Origin of the sequence: Candidatus Neomicrothrix sp., from assembly GCF_035329545.1 — a bacterium.
In the GTDB taxonomy this organism is placed as follows: Bacteria; Actinomycetota; Acidimicrobiia; order Acidimicrobiales; family Microtrichaceae; genus Microthrix; species Microthrix subdominans.
Genome location: NZ_DAOLGP010000006.1, coordinates 26,550 through 43,107, shown reverse-complemented (window position 1 = coordinate 43,107; position 16,558 = coordinate 26,550). Strand labels below are relative to the sequence as shown.

Sequence of the window (16,558 nt, the reverse complement as noted above, 5' to 3'; positions counted from 1 at the left end):
AACCTACCCGTGGCGACCCCCACCATCGCCCACACCACCGGGGTGCGCGGGTCAGACTGGCAGCGTGTCCAGCCTCGAAAATCGCCCGGCCTTGCGTCGCTCCCGCCGCCATCCCTCCGCCGGCAATCTTGGACCCCGCCCGTTGCTGCTGACCCCTGACGCGCCCGCCCCCGGGCTACCGCCGACCAGCTTTCCCCACGGCCTGAGCCAGCAGACCGACCTGGTCGAGCTCGGCCCCGACCTCGACCACGCCAACCACCAACGCCTGCTCGGCAACCTCAAGGGTCGCCGGGTGCTCGAGCTGGGCATCGGCGGTGGCGCCGGCACCGTCGCCATGGCCCGCGCCGGCGCCCGGGTGATTGCGGTCGAGCCCTCCACCGCCCGGCTGCGGCGCACGCGAGCGCTGGCCGACGAGGCCGAGGTTCGGGTGGAACTCCATCAGGCGGATCTCGCCGACCTGGCGTTCATCCGGGCGGACAGCGTCGACCTGTGCGTGTCGATCTACGCGATGGCCCGGGAGCACGACCTCAGCCGGGTGTTTCGCCAGGTGCACCGGGTGCTGCGGCCCGACGGCGTGTTTCTGGTGTCGCTGCCTCATCCGGTGGCGCACCTCACCGAGCCCGACGACTACGAACGGCCGGTCCTCGCCACCCCGTATCCGTCGGCGGACACGATCAACTGGCGGGTGGCCGGCGAGGTGGGCGAGGTGCTGTTGCACCCGATCTCCGAAGTGTTCACCACCCTGGCCCGCACCAACTTTCGGGTCGATACGCTCGCCGAGCCCTTCCCCGTCCCCGGGTCGGCCAACTCCCAGCACTTTCATCCCGCCCGCCGCTGGCTGCCCGAAACCGTGATCTTCCGGGGCCGCAAGGACGGCGGATAACGCCAAACCCCGAACTCGGGAGCCCGCACGACCGCCAGAGCGCGCTCTGGGCTCCCCACTACGGAAGTATCGGGCCTGGCGTCAGGCGTTCTGGTCGGCCCACCACTTGAGCAGCTCGGCCTCGGCCCGCTCGGGTTCGAGGGGACCCTCGTCGAGGCGCAGCTCCAGCAGGTGGTTGAGTGCACGACCGACCACCGGACCCGGTTCGATGCCGAGCAACTCGATCACCGCCTTGCCGTCGAGATCCGGACGGATGGCGGCCAGCTCCTCCTCGACCGCCAGCACCTCGATCCGCTCCTCGAGCGCGTCCATGCGGCGCGACAGCTCCTGGGCCTTGCGCTGGTTGCGGGTTGTGCAGTCCGAGCGGGTGAGATCGACCAGCCGGTCGAGCAGCGGGCCGGCGTCGCGCACGAAGCGACGCACCGCCGAATCGGTCCAGCCCATCTGGTAGGTGTGGAACCGCAGGTGCAGGTAGACAAGCCGGCTGACGTCGGACACCAGCTCGTTGGAGTACTTCAAGGACCGCATGCGGGCCTTGGTCATGCGGGCCCCGACCACCTCGTGGTGATGAAAGCTCACCTTGCCCGAGGAGAACGATCGGGTGTCCGGCTTGCCCACGTCGTGAAACAGCGCCGCCAGGCGCACGACCAGCTCGGGCTGAGTCTTGGCGACGACCGCGATCGAGTGGGCGAGCACGTCCTTGTGGCGGTGGATCGGGTCCTGCTCGACGCGCAGCGCCGGCAGCTCGGGAAAGAACTGGGCGGCCAGACCGGTGTCGTGAAGAAACCACAGGCCGGGCGAGGGGTCCGGAACGACCACCAGCTTGTTCAGCTCGTCGCGGATGCGTTCGGGGGACACGATCGACAGTCGCTCGGCCATGTCGCGCACCGCCTGGACGACGTCGTCATCGGGCACCAGGTGGTGGGAGGCGATGAAGCGCGCCGCCCGCATCATGCGCAGCGGATCCTCCCCGAAGGACACCTGAGGCCCGGACGGGGTGCGCAGCCGCGAGGCGGCCAGGTCGGCCGCACCGTCGAAGGGGTCGATCAGCTCGGGCGCCGTGCCGGTGACCTCGAGTGCCATCGCGTTGACCGTGAAGTCGCGCCGGGCCAGATCGTCGACGACGTCGGCCGAGAAGGTCACCTCGGGCTTGCGGCTCTCCGGGTGGTACACCTCGGCCCGGTGGGTGGTGATCTCCACGGTCACCCCGGCGGCCATCGCCCCGATGGTGCCGAAGCGTTCGCCCTGGGTCCACAGGGCGTCGGCCCACCCGCCGAGCGTCGCCTTGATCTGCTCGGGCGAGGCGTCGGTCGTGAAGTCGAGGTCCTCGGGCAGGCGGTCGCCGCCCAAGAGCAGGTCGCGCACCGAGCCGCCGACGAGGTACAGGCGATGATCGCGGGCGCTGAAGCGCTCGGCCAGGGGGCGCAGGCTGTCCAGTAAGGACGCCAGTCGGGTCGGGATCACCGCAGCGAGGCTACAAGAGGCTGTCGGGGCTGCAGACAGGCGGGGCCGCAGGGCCTCAGGCCGGCAGGTCGAGGCGGCGGCGCGCCGCGTCGAGGCTGGCGATGACCTCGGCACCCGGGCCGCCCCAGGAGGGCCGGTCGACCGGGGGGAGCCCGGCGTCGGTGATCGTCGAGAGCGTGGCGCGCAACGAATCCCGCAGGGCCTCGAGGTCGTAGCCCCCCTCGAGGAACAGCATGCGCCTGCCGGGCGTCGACCAGCCGAGCAATGCGCCGGTGAGTGCCCCGAAGTCGGCGTCGGTCAACGCCAGCCCGCAAAGGGGGTCGCGCCGGTGGCCGTCGTAGCCCGCCGAGATCAGCACCCACGTGGGGGCAAACGCCTCGATCGCTGCGCCGACCGGGCCCTCGAGCGACGCCAGGTAATGCTCGACGGTGGCACCGCTTGGCAGAGGGATGTTGAGCGTGGTGCCCAGCCCCCGGCCCGCCCCCATCTCCTCGATCCTGCCGGATCCCGGATACTGAGGGAACTCGTGCCAACTCACCATCATCACGTCGTCGCGCCCGTAGAAGATGTCTTGGGTGCCGTTGCCGTGATGGGCATCGAAGTCGGCGATCAGCACCCGCTCGCCGCGCGCTGCCAACGCCGCTGCACTCACGGCCACGTTGTTGAACAGACAGAAGCCCATCGCCGTCGTGGCGGTGGCGTGATGGCCTGGGGGCCGGACCACGCAGAAGGCGGTGTCCAGCTCGGGGGAGGGCGGCCCGGCAGGCTGGGCCGACAGCGTCTCGATCGCGCTCAGCCCAGAGCCCGCTGCGGCGAGCGCTGCTGGCAGCGACGCCGCCACCAGCGGCGTGTCGGCGTCGATCGAGCCGCCTCCCGAGTTGGCCAGCACGCGGATGCGTCCGACGTGCTCGGCACTATGAACCAGCATCAGCTCGGCGTCGGTCGCCGGTCGTGGCTCGATCACCCTCAGGGCGCCCTCAAACTCCGGATCGCGGAGCGCCGCAGCGGTGGCCGTCAGGCGGGCGGCACGCTCCGGGTGCCAACGACCGGTGTCGTGTGCGGCGAAGCGATCGCTGGTGACGACCAGCACCGTCACGGCATGAACCATCGGTTGCGTCGCAGGTGCCTCGGCGATGGCATGTCGATCCTCCCGGGTTCGGGTGCGGTCACCGTAGCGGAGCCAGCACTAACCTCGCGACTGCCATGGCTCGATCCTCCACACTCGCCTGGCGCGGCGAACGCTTTCGGGTGACCCCCTGGCGTGGCGAGGGTGTTGTCGCCCACCTGTCGATCGATGCCCGCGGTGCACACCCCACCACCACGGGCGTGGGTCGATGCGTCGCCGAGGCAACCGAACGAGGCTTCGAGCGCATCTTGACCGCCGCCCTCCACGACGACGATCTCCATCCGTTCGTTCAGCATGGGTTCGAGCCGGTCGAGGAGCTGATCGTGCTCGCCCACGACCTGGCCACCCTGCCGACTGCGCCGACCTACCGGGTGCGCTCGTTTCGTCTCCGCTACCGCAGCGAGGTACTCGCCGTCGACGAGCGCGCCTTCCAGCAATTCTGGCAGCTGGACTCGGCCGGCCTCGATGAGGCCTTCGGGGCGACGCCCCGGGCCCGCGGGCGGCTGGTGAGGGATCACCACTCGGTCATCGCCTACAGCGTGGTCGGACTGTCCGGGTCCGAAGCCTTCATCCAGCGTCTGGCGGTCGACCCGGACCACCAGGGAGTGGGCCTGGGCCGGGCGCTGACCGTCGACGGCCTGGCCTGGGCCAAGTCGCACATGGCCGGGGTGGCCTTCGTCAACACTCAGCGCTCGAACTCCGCCGCCCTCGAGCTGTACGACAAGCTGGGGTTCCAGCGCCGGTCGCGGCCGTTGACCGTGATGGGCCTGTGGCTCGACGATCGCCCCGACGACGCTGCGGCGGGCCGATGAACCTCGGCCCGGCGGTGCCCCGGCCATGCGGCCGACGCCCCCTGATGGCGCGTCTGAAGGTGGGCGTCGGCCTCGCAGTGGGGTTAGGCCTCGGCCTGCTCGCCGGCCCCCTCCCCGCGGCGCAGGCCGGTACCGGGGTAGCCGGGCGCGCCCCCTCCGCGCCACCGCTGCGCATCGTCGACACGTCGACCTTCGTCCCCGCCGACGGGACGTTCAGCTTCGGCGTCGATACCGCCGACCTCCGCCTCACCGACGAGCTGGCCTGGACGGTGCACAGCCTCATCCCCAACACGACCGAAGCGATCGAGTCGGCGCTCGACGGCGAGCCCGGCCCGCCACTCCGATCCGAACAACGAGCCACCATCGCCGAGCTCGGACTGGTCGGCGGTCAAGTGCCCGATTCCACCCCGGGGGACGGTCGCCGCAACGCCACCGTCACCATCCCGGTGCGCTCGAAGGCCGGCGACAGCGACCGGGTCTTCCTGCCCGACGCCGGCATCTATCCGGTCAGCGTCCGACTGCTCCAGGACGGCGACGAGCTCGACACCGTCACGCTGCCACTCATTCGTCTCGGTCGCTCCCCCACCGATCGTCCCCGCCTGGTTCATCTGATTCGCACGATCTCCGGTGGACCCTCGCTACAACTCGACGGCGCCGCCAAGCCCTCGACCGGCGACCTGACCGAGCTGAGAGCGCTGACCGAACAGCTCGCCACCGTGCCCGCCGATGCCGACACATCGGCGCTGTCGGTGTCGTTGCCGGCCGAACTGCTCGACACCCTGGCCATCGCCGGGTCCCCCGAGGAGGCACAGGTCGTCGACGGGCTGGCGAAAGTGGCCGATCGTGCCACCTGGTTGTCCTCCCCGTATGTGCCCCTCAACCTGGGGGTGTGGGCAGCCGCCGACGTCGCCCAGAATCCGGCGCTGACGATCAGCTACGACGTGGCGCAGCGGCGGCTGTCCGACCTGCTCGACGTCGAGGTGAACGATGCCCTCGTTCCGCCGGACTGGACGCTGGCCGCGCCCACAGTCGGGTTCCTCGCCGACCGGGGCGCCACGACCGTGCTCCTCGATCCCAACGTCGTCCGTTCTGGAGACCAACCCGGCGCTGCGACGTCGGTGGAAGGCACGACGGTGAACGCCGCCGACCGTCGGACGCGCCAGACCGAGCAACCCGAGGACACCAACACGGGCAGCGTCAAGGCGTCGCTGCCGGCGCTGACGGTGAGCGACTTCGACCTCACAACCGAGACTGATCGATCGGATGCCGACCCCGACACGAACCCCACGGTGGATGCCGTCGGGGTGGCCCGGCAGCTGGCGCTGCTCAGCGCCGCGCCCCTGGCCAACGAGGAACGGCTCGGCGACCCGACCGACGGGTCCGACGCCGACCGGCCCACCGGCCCCTTCGACGTCGTGGCGCTGCGCGTGCCCGACTCCTTGGCCGACGGGCAGCTCGGAGCGCTCGTCGCCTCGTTGAGCGAGGCGACGGGCGTGCTCGCCCCGGTCGACGCCGACGGGCTCGTCAAGGCGGTCGGTCGAGCCAGCTCCGCTTCGAGATCAAACGGGGGGCCACCCAAGGAGTCGGAGGTCGTCCTGCGCAACGCCACCGTCACCCAGTTCGGGGCCTTGGAGTTCGCCACCTACCGGGGTCAGCAGGCGGTCAACGCGGCGTCAACGCTCGACCCGGGCAACGAGGCGGCCGAGCTGGCACAGCGCCAGCTGCTGGTGGCGCCCCACCTCGGCCTGTCCCCCGACGAGTCCGAGGCCTACGCGTTGGCCGGCCGCGGCGGGGCCCAGGCGGTGCTCGACTCGGTGTCGCTGGGCGACCTGTCCACGATCACGCTCGCAGCCCGCCGAAGCAAGGTTCCCTTTCGGTTCCGCAACGAACTGGCCGACCCCGTCACCGTCTCGCTTCGCGTTCAATCCGACCGCCTGAAGTTCACCGACGCCGACCCTGACGGACGCATCGAGCTGACGCTGCCACCTGGCGCCTCCACATCGGAGGTCTCGGTCGAGGTCGTCACCTCGGGCGTATTCAGCGTCACCGCCGACGTCCTGACGCCGACGGGATCCGACGTGATCGAACGCCAGGAGTTTCAGGTTCGCTCGCGCGCCTTTTCGGGGGTGGGTGTGACGCTGTCGGTGGCGTCCCTCGCCGTGTTGGCCCTGTGGTGGATCCGCACCGCACGAGCAAAGCGTCACGCCGAAGGCCAGTGATGGCCCAGCCGAGCACCGCTCGGCCAGTAACCTTCACCCCCATGCCCGGGAACGCCACCGACTCGCCGTCCCCGTCGGCCGATTATCCTGCGGGAACGATGCTCGGCGAGCGCTATCGCCTGGAGCGCAAGGTGGGCACCGGTGGCATGGCCCAGGTGTGGGAGGCCTCCGATCTGGTCCTGGATCGCCGGGTGGCGGTCAAGATCCTCCACCCCCACCTGGCGACCGACACCTCGGTCACCCGCTTCCGGCGCGAGGCGATCGCGGCGGCCCGCCTGGCCCATCCCAACGTCGTTTCGATCTTCGACACGATCTCCGCCGACGGGGTCGAGGCGATCGTCATGGAGCTGGTCGACGGCACCACCCTGCGGCGTCACCTCGACCGTCACGAGCGCCTCAGCCCCGACGATGCACTGCACATTGGCACCTCGGTGTGCGACGCCCTGGCTGCCGCCCATGGGTCGCACCTGGTCCATCGCGACATCAAACCGGCCAACATCTTGTTGTGCCGGGACGGCAGGGTGAAGATCGCCGATTTCGGCATCGCCAAGGCCGCCGTCGGCGACGGCCTGACCCGGGAGGGCACGCTGGTGGGCACCGCCGCCTACCTGGCCCCAGAGCAGGTGGAAGGCTTGGGAGTGGACGGTCGAACCGACCTGTACGCGCTCGGCTTGGTGCTCTACGAGGCGCTGACCGGCTCGCTGCCCTTCACCGGTGACAGCGACGCAGCCGTGGCGCTGGCCCGGCTGCGCGTGACGCCACCCAACGCACATCGCGTGCGCAGCGCCGTTCCTCGGGCGACCGCCGGCGTGATTGCGAAGTCCCTGGCCAAGGAGCCCGACGACCGCTACCAGGACGCCGCGTCGATGCGCCGGGCGCTGCTCGAGGCCGGCACCGGCGATCTGGGCACGCTGGAGGCGATGCCCGTCGCCGAACCGGGTGGCGACGACCGGACCCCGACCAACGAGACCTCGAACTTCTCCACCGAGCGCCGCTGGCTGGTGCCGGCCTTGGTGATCGCCTTGGTCGGATCGGCCCTGATGATTGCGTATGCGCTGCTCAGCGGAGGCGGCGATCAGGCCGACCTGATCGGTCCCGCTGACGACGCGCCGCCCGCTGTCGCCAAGATCATCGGAGCCCAGGATGTCGATCCCAACGGCGACGACGCCGAGCACGCAGACGAACTCCCCAACAGCTTCGATCAAAACGACGAGACGTTCTGGTCCACCGAGAGCTACGGGTCGGCCAACCTGGGTAACAAGCCCGGCGTCGGCATCGGCTGGGTCGTCAAGCCCGCTCAGATCGAACGCCTCAACCTCACGACCACATCGACGGGATGGTCGGCCGATGTCTACGTGCTCGAACGCCAACAGGACCTGGTGGACTTCGACCCCGAGGCCAACGTGGTCGCCACCTCGATTGGTCCGGTGACCACCGGGACGGTCGAGCTCAACCTGCAGGCGAGACAGGGCGAGGTTGTCCTGTTGTGGATCACCGACCTGGGCGACGCCGAATCGGGCCAGGATCTGCCGTATTCGGTCCGGATCAACGAGGCCGAGATCCTTGTCACCCAGGGGTGAGCCCGGCCGCCGACCGCCGCACCGACGACCATGCGGTCGATGCCGGCCTGGTCCGATCGGCCCAGGCCGGAGACCGTGCGGCGATGGAGCGACTGCTGCGCCGCCATCACGACCGGCTCCATGCGGTCTGTTGCGGCGTGGTCGGACAAAGCGATGCCGACGACGCCACCCAGGCGACACTCATGTCGATCGTGGGGGGCCTCGCCCGATTTGATCACCGGGCCCGCTTCAGCACCTGGAGCCACCGCATCGCGGTCAACGCCGCACTCGACGAGCTGCGGCGGCGCGCACGCCGGCCCCAACCCCACGATCCCATCGAGGGTGGCGGTGACGCCCGGCATCCCCATCGGCGGGAACTCGAAGCCCTGCGCGCAACGTCCAAGCAGCCAATGGACCCACGTGCCGATGCCCCGGAGGGCAGTCTCGACCATGGCGACCCGGCGCAGCGGGTCGTCGATCGTCAAGTGGTCGAGGCCGCCCTGGCCGGCCTGAGCGACGACTTCCGGGTCCCCCTGGTGCTCGCCGAATACGGCGCCCTGGAATACGCCGAGATCGCCGAGGCGCTCGAGATCCCGGTGGGCACCGTGCGCAGCCGGATCGCCCGGGCCCGTCGACAGCTGGGGTTCTACGGGGAGTCGCTGCGATGACCGATCGAACACGGCCCTCCGACGGGCTCGGGCCCCCGCCGCAACCCGACTCCAACGCCCGAGAGCGGGCCATCGCCGACGCTTTGGCCCACTTTGACGACCTGACCGTCAACGGCGTTCTCACACCCGCAGGCGAGGCCGACGTTGCTGCCGAAGTCGAGGGTGGTGACGACCTGGACCGTCGCCGCCGGGCGAAGGGCCGACGTCGGAGCGCTCCGCAGCGCTGGCTGGCCGCAGCGGCGGTCCTGCTGGTCCTTGGCGCCGGCGGCGCCCTCGCCGCTCAGGTGATCGGTGGCTCCGGAGAACAGATGACCAGCGAGGCCAGCGACCAGGCCGAAGGGGGCGCCACCAACGCCGACGAGGCTGCCCGGGCGGAACGCGGCGTAGCCGATCAGACCAAAGCGGGCGGCGCCGAACCCGCAGCCGAAGCCGCACCCGAGGCCGCCGCCCAGGCCCTCGCAACGCTTCCCGAGTGGCTGTGCGAGCTGACCGCACGCCTGGGTGTGGACGTGTGCGCGCGATGAGCGGCGGGCCGTTCGGCCCCACGGTAGGCACCGGGTCCCCAACTCCTCGTAGGCTGGGATCATGGCCAAGCCGTCTGCCACCACATCCAAACCCGTCACCACGGGTGCTACCACCCCTCAGCCGTCCGCCGACGGCACCGATGCCCACTGGGCCGACCAGATCGCCGACCTGATCGTCGACGGGGTCGATCGGGTGCGCGACCGCACGGTCACCCCGGCGCAGGCGTTGGCCAAGTACGTCGTCTATGGAGTGATCGTCGCAGTCCTCGCGCTGCCCCTCCTCGTGTTGACGCTCGTTTTGCTGGTTCGGGTGTTGGATGCCTTCATCCCAAGTGGCGTCTGGGCTCCCTACCTCATCCTTGGCGCTGTCTTCGTCATCGCCGGGGCCCTCCTCTGGTCGAAACGGTCGAAATGAGCATCATTCATCGTAAGGTCCTCATCATCGGCTCGGGTCCCGCCGGTCTCACCGCAGGCATCTACACCTCCCGGGCCCAGCTGCAACCGCTGCTCGTCGAGGGTGAGCCGTCCTCGACCTCGGATCAGCCGGGCGGCCAGTTGATGCTGACCACCGAGGTCGAGAACTTTCCCGGCTTTCCCAACCAGGTGCAGGGCCCGGAGCTGATGCTCGCCATGCGCGAACAGGCCAAGCACTTCGGCACCGAGATCATCACCGCAAAGATCACCAGGGTCGACCTGTCCGGCCCGCCACACCGCCTGTGGGTCGGCGACCCCGATGCCCCCGAGCCCACCTACACCGCCGATGCCGTCATCGTGTCCACCGGAGCACAGGCGTTGATGCTCGGGATCGACGCCGAATGGGACCTGATGGGACGCGGCGTGTCGACGTGTGCCACCTGTGACGGGTTTTTCTTCCGAGGCCGCGACGTCGCTGTGGTCGGCGGAGGCGACTCGGCGATGGAGGAGGCCCTCTTCCTCGCACGCATGGCAGGCTCGGTCACGGTGATCCACCGTCGCGACGAGCTGCGCGCCTCCAAGATCATGGCCGAGCGCGCCATGGAACACCCCAAGATCAAGTTCATGTGGAACACGGTGGTCGAGGACCTGGTCGGTGACGAGACGCTCGAGGCGGTCAAGCTTCGTGACCTCACCACCGACGCTGTCTCCACCGTGCCGATGGCCGGATTCTTCGTCGCCATCGGTCACCGTCCAAACACCGACCTGTTCCTCGGCCAGCTGGCCACCGACGACGACGGCTACATCGAGACCGTCGCCGACGGAACCCGCACGTCGGTCGAAGGCGTGTTTGCCTGCGGCGACGTTCAGGACGAGACGTACCGCCAGGCGATCACCGCCGCAGGAAGCGGTTGCATGGCAGCGATCGACGCCGAGCGCTGGCTGGAGACCCGGGGAGAGTGACCCCCGGGGAATGCCAAGGGTGACGCGCCGGTTACACAGGGCGACCCCATCTTGGAAACCCCCAATCTGAAAGAGGACCGATGGCTGCAGGAATCACTCATCTCACCCAGGCAAACTTCACCGAAGAGGTCGCTGGTAGCGACACGCCTGTGTTGGTGGACTTCTGGGCCGAATGGTGCGGGCCGTGCAAGATGATCGCTCCTGTGCTTGAGGAGATCGCCCAAGAGCATGCCGGCAAGATCCGCATCGCCAAGGTGGACGTCGACTCCGAGCAGACCCTGGCCATGCGCTTCGGCATTCAGGGCATCCCCACCATGATCGTCTTCTCCGGCGGCGAGCCCGACCTGCGCATCACCGGCGCGATGGGCAAGCCACAGCTGGAAGACAAGCTCGCCAGCTACCTGTAACCCCAACAGGCTTGCCCACAGTTTCGGTCGTTGTCCCCGAGGAGACCACAGGGTTATCCACAGCTGTGGAGGACGACCTGGGTTACTCGTCGCCGATCACGATCCGGTAAAGCCGCTCCAGGTCGTCCAGGTCGGCAAACTCGACCAGGATGCGCCCTCTCTTGGCGGAGAGTTCGACCGCCACCGACGTCGACAGCCGGTCGGACAGCAACTGTTCCAGCTCGAGCACGCCGGCGGGACGATCCTCCGGTGCAAGGTCGGGCTCGTTGGTCGTCGACCCGTTCTGGCGATGGTCGGTAGCGGGCGAGTTGGGCCGTGGACGCCCCCGACCGCTTGGGACCCGCTCGGCCAGATCGTGGCGCGCCCGCACCAGTTCCTCAACCGCCCGCACCGACAGTTCCTCGTCGACGGCGCGCTGGGCCACCGACGTCTGCGATGGCTCGTCGGGCAGCGACAGCACCGCTCGCGCCGCCCCGGCACTGAGCGCTCCGTCCCGGACGAGCCGCTGGATCTCGGCGGGCAACTGAAGCAGGCGCAACAGGTTGGTGACCGCCGGTCGGCTGCGCCCCAACCGGGCTGCGGCGGCCGAGTGTGACAACCCAAACTCATCCATCAACTGCTGGATGCCGACCGCTTCCTCCAACGGGTTGAGGTCTTCCCTGTGCAGGTTCTCAACCAGCGCCTCTTCCAGCGCAGCTTGGTCGTCACCGTGACGCACGAGCACCGGCACGGTACTCAGTCCGGCGCGGCGTGCCGCCCGCCAGCGTCGCTCGCCGGCGATGAGGTGATAGGTCCCGTGATCTGCCGGCCGCACCAGCAGCGGTTGGAGCACGCCAAGCGCCTCGATCGAGGCGGCCAACCCACCAAGTGCCTCATCATCAAAGTCCACGCGCGGTTGGTACGGGTTGGCTCGGATGTCGTCGAGGGGTACCTCCTGCACCCCCTGCGGAACGGAAGCGGAACCAGCATCGGACACCACCTCGGCGTCTGTTGAGGGTTCGGCTTCTTCCATCGGCGGAATCAGGGAATCCAGTCCCCGTCCCAATGCACTACGGCGCCCCACGTTCATGAACCTCCCTGGCCAGTTCCCGATAGGCCACGGCGGCACGGGAAGACGTATCGAACAGCGTGATCGGCATGCCGTAGGAGGGTGCCTCCGACAGGCGAACGCTCCGGGGGATGACATTGCGGCACACCTTGTCCCCGAAGTGCTCGCGCACCTGAGATGCGACCTCGTCGGACAGGCGGGTACGCCCGTCGTACATCGTCAGCACCAGGTTGCCAAGCTTCAGATCGGGGTGCAGGTTGCGCTGAACCTGGTCGATATTGCGGATCAACTGTCCCAACCCCTCCAGTGCGTAGTACTCGCATTGGATCGGCACCAGCACCTCCGAAGCGGCGGCGAAGGCGTTGACCGTGAGCAGCCCCAGCGAAGGTGGGCAGTCGATCAGCACGTAGTCGAAGCGGTCGACCACCGAGTCGATGGCTCGCTTCAACCGCTGCTCTCGGCTGAAGGCCGGAACGAGCTCGATCTCGGCGCCCGCGAGATCGAGGTTGGAGGGTGCGACGAACAGGCCCTTCACCGAGGTGGGCTCGATGCAGTCCTCCATCGGCTGGTCGTGCAACAGCACGTCGTACATCGACACGTCGACCGTTCGGCTGTCCAGCCCGAGTCCGGTCGAGGCGTTTCCCTGAGGGTCGAGGTCGACCACCAACACCCGCAGGTCCAACTCGGCGAGCGTCGCTCCCAAGTTCACCGTAGTCGTGGTCTTGCCAACGCCGCCCTTCTGATTGGCGATGGCGATGACACGCGGCGTCTGCGTCGGTTCGGCAGCACGCCCGTCCGTTGCGTTGACCTCAACTTGGCGATGGTCGAGTACTTCCTCGCTCACGCTGGCCATCCTTCTCGGCTCAATGCCTGTCGTGGTCGAACCGGTCTCCGCCTCAAGTTCAACCGATCGCTCCTGAGGTTACGGCATCCCTGATGAATGCTGGTGCATCCCACCCAGATAATGACGGCGGACGGGCTGCGTTCAGCGAAACGTTCCACGTGAAACCGAAACGCCTCCTGGGGCGATGCCACTCGGGCGTACGGGCGAGCCCGGTCTTGATGGTTTCACGTGAAACGCACGATCGGTCGCCGAACCGATCCTCGGTCAACTTAGGAGAACCCTGGAACCGGGACAGGAACGTTCGATGACATGGTGGTGCCGTTACCCAACTGACCAAAATAGTTGTACCCCCAACAGGACACGGCTTCGTCGTCGACAATGACGCACGTGTGGCCGGTGCCCGCCGCCAGGTCCGTGACTCCGGTGATCCCTGGGACGGCGATGGGCGCGATCGATTCGTCGTTTGTGCCGTTGCCCAGCTGCCCGAACCAGTTGGACCCCCAACACGACATGTCACCATTGCCCAGGATCGCGCAGGTGTGCCGATCGCCGGCGATCAGGGCGGTCGCGTCGGTCATGCCGGCGACCGCAACCGGCACCAATGCGTACGAGGGCCGCACGCCGTCGCCGAGTTGGCCGTAACCACCCTGCCCCCAACAGACCGCTCCGCCGCCATCCACGATCGCGCACGCGTGGGCGTAGCCGACGGCCAGCCCGGTGGCATTGCTGAGACCGCTGACCTCAACCGGCACATTGGAGAACCAGGAGGCCGTGCCGTTGCCGAGCTGACCCCATTGGTTGATCCCCCAACACGACACCCCGCCGTCGGCGAGCAGCGCACACGAGTGATAGCCGTGTGAGGCGATGGCGGTGGCGTCGGTGATGCCGGTGACCGGGATGGGCACGCTCGAGTCGATGGTCGTGCCGTCGCCGAGAAGGCCGTAGTCGTTGCGCCCCCAGCAGGAGACCCCGCCGTCAGCGAGCAGCGCACACGAGTGGGAGTTGCCGATGGCCACGGCGGTGGCATCGGTGATGCCGGTGACCGGGACGGGCACGCTCGAATCGGTCGTCGTGCCGTTACCCAGCTGACCCTGGCCGTTGAAACCCCAACACGACACCCCACCATCAGCGAGTAGCGCACACGTCTGGAAGTTGCTGGCCGCGATGGCGGTGGCATTGGCGATGCCGACCACTGCGACGGGCACCCTCGAATCGGTGGTCGTACCGTCTCCGAGCGCCCCGGTGAAGTTCTCGCCCCAACACGACACGGTGCCATCACCACGCAGTGCGCACGAATGGTCGCCACCAGCAGCGACGGCGATGATCGGCTCGGGAGGGGGCGGACCGGTGCACCCAACAACCACAAGAGCGGTCGCCAGGACCGCCATGAACCAACGAACACGCATAATTGCTTCCCTTGTCAGACGTCACCCAGCGTAGTGAACACCATCAGGACAACCCTGGAACCGGGACAGGAACGTTCGATGACATGGTGGTGCCGTTACCCAATTGACCAGAGGCGTTGTGCCCCCAACAGGACACGGCTTCGTCGTCGACAATGACGCACGTGTGGCCCGTGCCCGCCGCCAGGTCCGTGACTCCGGTGATCCCTGGGACGGCGATGGGCGCGATCGATTCGTCGTTTGTGCCGTTGCCCAGCTGCCCGAACCAGTTGGACCCCCAACACGACATGTCACCATTGCCCAGGATCGCGCAGGTGTGCCGATCGCCGGCGATCAGGGCGGTCGCGTCGGTGATGCCGCTGACCGCAACCGGCACCAGCGCGAACGAGGGCCGCACGCCGTCGCCGAGTTGGCCGTAACCACCCTGCCCCCAACAGGCCGCCCCGCCGCCACCTACGATCGCACACGAGTGGTAGTAACCGACGGCGAGGTCGGTGGCGTCGGTGAGACCGGTGACCGCAACCGGCACATTGGACTGGAGACTCGTGCCGTTGCCCAGCTGGCCGTAGTTGTTGCCCCCCCAACACTCCACCCCGCCGTCGGCGAGCACGGCGCACGAGTGAAAGGCGTTTGCGGCCAAGGCGGTGGCGTTGGTGATGCCGGTGACCGGGACGGGAACGGTGGAGAGGGGGACGGTCGTGCCGTTGCCGAGCTCGCCGTTGACGTTATAGCCCCAGCACGACACCCCGCCGTCAGCGAGCAGGGCACACGAATGGGTGTTGCCGATGGCCACGGCGGTGGCGTTGGTGACGCCGGTGACCGGGACGGGCACGCTCGAGGCGGTCGTCGTGCCGTTACCGAGCTGACCCTGGCCGTTGAAACCCCAACAGGACACCCGCCCATCGGCGTGGAGCGCACACGACTGATAGTCGCTGTTGGTGACGGCGATGGCGTCGGTGATGCCGACGACTCCGACGGGCACGCTCGATCCGGTCGTCGTGCCGTCGCCGAGCCAGCCGGCGGCGTTGTCGCCCCAACAGGCCACCGTGCCATTGCCGCGCACGACACACGTGTGGTTGCCGCCGGCGGAGATCCCAACGACCGGACCGGCAGGGGGTTGACCGGTGCACCCAACAACCAGAAAGGCCGTCGCCAGGACCACTGCGAACAAGCGAACACGCATGATTGCTCCCCCTTGTCGGACACCCATCGGGGCCGTCAGCGGATCCTAATACCCTGCCGCGGGATGTTTCACGTGAAACGCGACGATGCCCCGGCACGGTGACCGGGGCATCGCTTCGTACTCTGAACTTGTGGGTGCCGATCAGGCCGGGCGGATCACCACGCGCCGGTCACGCCCCTGGCCCTCGGACTCGGTGCGAACGCCGTCGACGGCGTTGACGGCGTCGTGAACGATCTTGCGGTCGATCGAGCCCATCGGCTCCAGCACCAAGGCATCGCCGGACTCGGCCACCTGGCGGGCCAGGTCACCACCGAAGCCCTCGAGCGCTTCGCGTCGCAGGCCCTTGTAACCGGCGACGTCGACACCAAGGCGCACCTCGGTGCCACCCTTGGCCACCTTCAGCATCACGGCCTTGGACAGCTCGAGCACCGCGTCGGCAGTGGCGCCGCGATGGCCCACCATCACGCCGAGATCATCACCGGCCACCGTCACATCGACACGGTCACCGTCGATCTCGCTGCTGGTGGTGACGGTCTGCCCTGCGGCGGACATGAGCCCACCGAGGAACTCTTCGACGGTGGAGGCCACCTCGTCGGCCGTCATCGGGTCGGGCGTGGGCCCGTCGTCCGCGGTCACTGTGTCGCGGTCCCGGCCGGCGGGGCGCTGACGACGCTGACCGCCGGACCGTCCACTGTCGCTGCGGCCGCTGCCGGATCCGCCACCGGTCTGACCGGCGGCGGTGTCGCTCTGCTCGGCCGGAGCTGACGTTTGGCTCTGCTTGGCCTGGGCCTGCTTGGCCGGCGCCTTCGCGCCACCGTCGTTGCGCGATCCGCCCTTGCGACGACGCTCTTCCTTCGCCGGAGCCGCCACCGGGGCGACACGGGCACGAATGCGGGCCATCGACTTCACACGGCCAAACATCGAGACGCTCGGGTGCTCGAGCACCTCGATCTCCGCCTCCGATTCGTGCACACCCAGCTTGTCGAGAGCCTGATCACGGGCCTCCTCGATCGTCTTGCCGGTCAGTTCGATCCACTCCAT

Annotated in this window: 16 protein-coding genes; 9 read left to right on the top strand and 7 right to left on the bottom strand. The window is 68.6% G+C overall.

Annotation, left to right across the window (positions count from 1 at the left end):
* Window positions 1-64 precede the first annotated feature (64 nt).
* Entirely contained in the window at window positions 65-883 is an 819-nt protein-coding gene (locus tag PKD89_RS05140) for a class I SAM-dependent methyltransferase (RefSeq protein WP_287376250.1), read from the top strand.
* Between the two features lie 81 nt (window positions 884-964).
* Here PKD89_RS05140 and PKD89_RS05135 read toward each other — a convergent pair whose 3' ends face one another.
* Window positions 965-2,347 (bottom strand): CCA tRNA nucleotidyltransferase, encoded by a 1,383-nt coding sequence (locus tag PKD89_RS05135; protein ID WP_287376248.1) that lies wholly within the window; start codon window positions 2,345-2,347, stop codon window positions 965-967.
* A gap of 55 nt (window positions 2,348-2,402) precedes the next feature.
* Window positions 2,403-3,443, bottom strand: coding sequence for a histone deacetylase (locus tag PKD89_RS05130; RefSeq protein ID WP_287376246.1), 1,041 nt, complete (start codon window positions 3,441-3,443; stop codon window positions 2,403-2,405).
* A 107-nt stretch (window positions 3,444-3,550) separates the two neighbouring features.
* Here PKD89_RS05130 and PKD89_RS05125 point away from each other — a divergent pair, with 107 nt between their 5' ends.
* The 8 genes from PKD89_RS05125 to trxA all read left to right on the top strand — a co-directional run bounded on the left by PKD89_RS05125 (window position 3,551) and on the right by trxA (window position 11,039).
* On the top strand, window positions 3,551-4,285 hold the full coding sequence (locus PKD89_RS05125) for a GNAT family N-acetyltransferase (RefSeq protein WP_287376244.1): 735 nt from the start codon (window positions 3,551-3,553) through the stop codon (window positions 4,283-4,285).
* Window positions 4,286-4,329: 44 nt separating this feature from the next.
* On the top strand, window positions 4,330-6,504 hold the full coding sequence (locus tag PKD89_RS05120) for a DUF6049 family protein (RefSeq protein ID WP_287376242.1): 2,175 nt from the start codon (window positions 4,330-4,332) through the stop codon (window positions 6,502-6,504).
* A 41-nt stretch (window positions 6,505-6,545) separates the two neighbouring features.
* The gene (locus PKD89_RS05115) at window positions 6,546-8,084 is read left to right on the top strand and encodes a protein kinase domain-containing protein (protein ID WP_287394271.1); all 1,539 of its coding nucleotides are present in this window, start codon (window positions 6,546-6,548) and stop codon (window positions 8,082-8,084) included.
* A complete protein-coding gene (locus tag PKD89_RS05110) occupies window positions 8,081-8,731 on the top strand; it encodes a sigma-70 family RNA polymerase sigma factor (protein WP_287376238.1) in 651 nt (216 codons plus the stop codon). The genes PKD89_RS05115 and PKD89_RS05110 overlap by 4 nt, the downstream gene beginning before the upstream one ends.
* A complete protein-coding gene (locus tag PKD89_RS05105) occupies window positions 8,728-9,255 on the top strand; it encodes a hypothetical protein (RefSeq protein WP_287376237.1) in 528 nt (175 codons plus the stop codon). The genes PKD89_RS05110 and PKD89_RS05105 overlap by 4 nt, the downstream gene beginning before the upstream one ends.
* Window positions 9,256-9,316: 61 nt before the next feature.
* A complete protein-coding gene (locus tag PKD89_RS05100; protein ID WP_287376235.1) occupies window positions 9,317-9,670 on the top strand; it encodes a hypothetical protein in 354 nt (117 codons plus the stop codon).
* Window positions 9,667-10,632, top strand: coding sequence for a thioredoxin-disulfide reductase (gene trxB, locus PKD89_RS05095; protein ID WP_287376234.1), 966 nt, complete (start codon window positions 9,667-9,669; stop codon window positions 10,630-10,632). Before PKD89_RS05100 ends, trxB begins: the two co-directional genes overlap by 4 nt.
* Window positions 10,633-10,712: 80 nt before the next feature.
* Window positions 10,713-11,039: a thioredoxin gene (gene trxA, locus PKD89_RS05090; RefSeq protein ID WP_287376232.1), complete on the top strand. Its 327-nt coding sequence runs from the start codon at window positions 10,713-10,715 to the stop codon at window positions 11,037-11,039.
* Between the two features lie 82 nt (window positions 11,040-11,121).
* On the opposite strand, the gene PKD89_RS05085 is transcribed toward trxA, so the two are convergent.
* From PKD89_RS05085 to PKD89_RS05065, 5 genes are all read right to left on the bottom strand, one after another.
* Entirely contained in the window at window positions 11,122-12,051 is a 930-nt protein-coding gene (locus tag PKD89_RS05085) for a ParB/RepB/Spo0J family partition protein (protein ID WP_287376229.1), read from the bottom strand.
* Window positions 12,052-12,088: 37 nt separating this feature from the next.
* The gene (locus PKD89_RS05080; protein WP_425591231.1) at window positions 12,089-12,931 is read right to left on the bottom strand and encodes a ParA family protein; all 843 of its coding nucleotides are present in this window, start codon (window positions 12,929-12,931) and stop codon (window positions 12,089-12,091) included.
* Between the two features lie 269 nt (window positions 12,932-13,200).
* Window positions 13,201-14,337, bottom strand: a complete 1,137-nt coding sequence (locus PKD89_RS05075; RefSeq protein ID WP_289012070.1) for an RCC1 domain-containing protein — start codon at window positions 14,335-14,337, stop codon at window positions 13,201-13,203.
* 43 nt (window positions 14,338-14,380) lie between these two features.
* Window positions 14,381-15,517 carry a hypothetical protein gene (locus tag PKD89_RS05070; RefSeq protein WP_324332297.1) on the bottom strand — a complete coding sequence of 379 codons (1,137 nt, stop codon included), beginning with the start codon at window positions 15,515-15,517 and terminating at the stop codon, window positions 14,381-14,383.
* Window positions 15,518-15,658: 141 nt separating this feature from the next.
* The gene (locus PKD89_RS05065) at window positions 15,659-16,558 is read right to left on the bottom strand and encodes a protein jag (RefSeq protein ID WP_287376219.1); all 900 of its coding nucleotides are present in this window, start codon (window positions 16,556-16,558) and stop codon (window positions 15,659-15,661) included.

Coding starts and splice junctions, on each gene's coding strand:
- PKD89_RS05125 (WP_287376244.1), top strand. CDS start 3,551: ATGGCTCGATCCTCCACACTCGCCTGGCGCGGCGAACGCTTTCGGGTG.
- PKD89_RS05120 (WP_287376242.1), top strand. CDS start 4,330: ATGGCGCGTCTGAAGGTGGGCGTCGGCCTCGCAGTGGGGTTAGGCCTC.
- PKD89_RS05115 (WP_287394271.1), top strand. CDS start 6,546: ATGCCCGGGAACGCCACCGACTCGCCGTCCCCGTCGGCCGATTATCCT.
- PKD89_RS05105 (WP_287376237.1), top strand. CDS start 8,728: ATGACCGATCGAACACGGCCCTCCGACGGGCTCGGGCCCCCGCCGCAA.
- PKD89_RS05100 (WP_287376235.1), top strand. CDS start 9,317: ATGGCCAAGCCGTCTGCCACCACATCCAAACCCGTCACCACGGGTGCT.
- trxB (WP_287376234.1), top strand. CDS start 9,667: ATGAGCATCATTCATCGTAAGGTCCTCATCATCGGCTCGGGTCCCGCC.
- trxA (WP_287376232.1), top strand. CDS start 10,713: ATGGCTGCAGGAATCACTCATCTCACCCAGGCAAACTTCACCGAAGAG.
- PKD89_RS05085 (WP_287376229.1), bottom strand. CDS start 12,051: ATGGAAGAAGCCGAACCCTCAACAGACGCCGAGGTGGTGTCCGATGCT.
- PKD89_RS05075 (WP_289012070.1), bottom strand. CDS start 14,337: ATGCGTGTTCGTTGGTTCATGGCGGTCCTGGCGACCGCTCTTGTGGTT.
- PKD89_RS05070 (WP_324332297.1), bottom strand. CDS start 15,517: ATGCGTGTTCGCTTGTTCGCAGTGGTCCTGGCGACGGCCTTTCTGGTT.
- PKD89_RS05065 (WP_287376219.1), bottom strand. CDS start 16,558: ATGGAGTGGATCGAACTGACCGGCAAGACGATCGAGGAGGCCCGTGAT.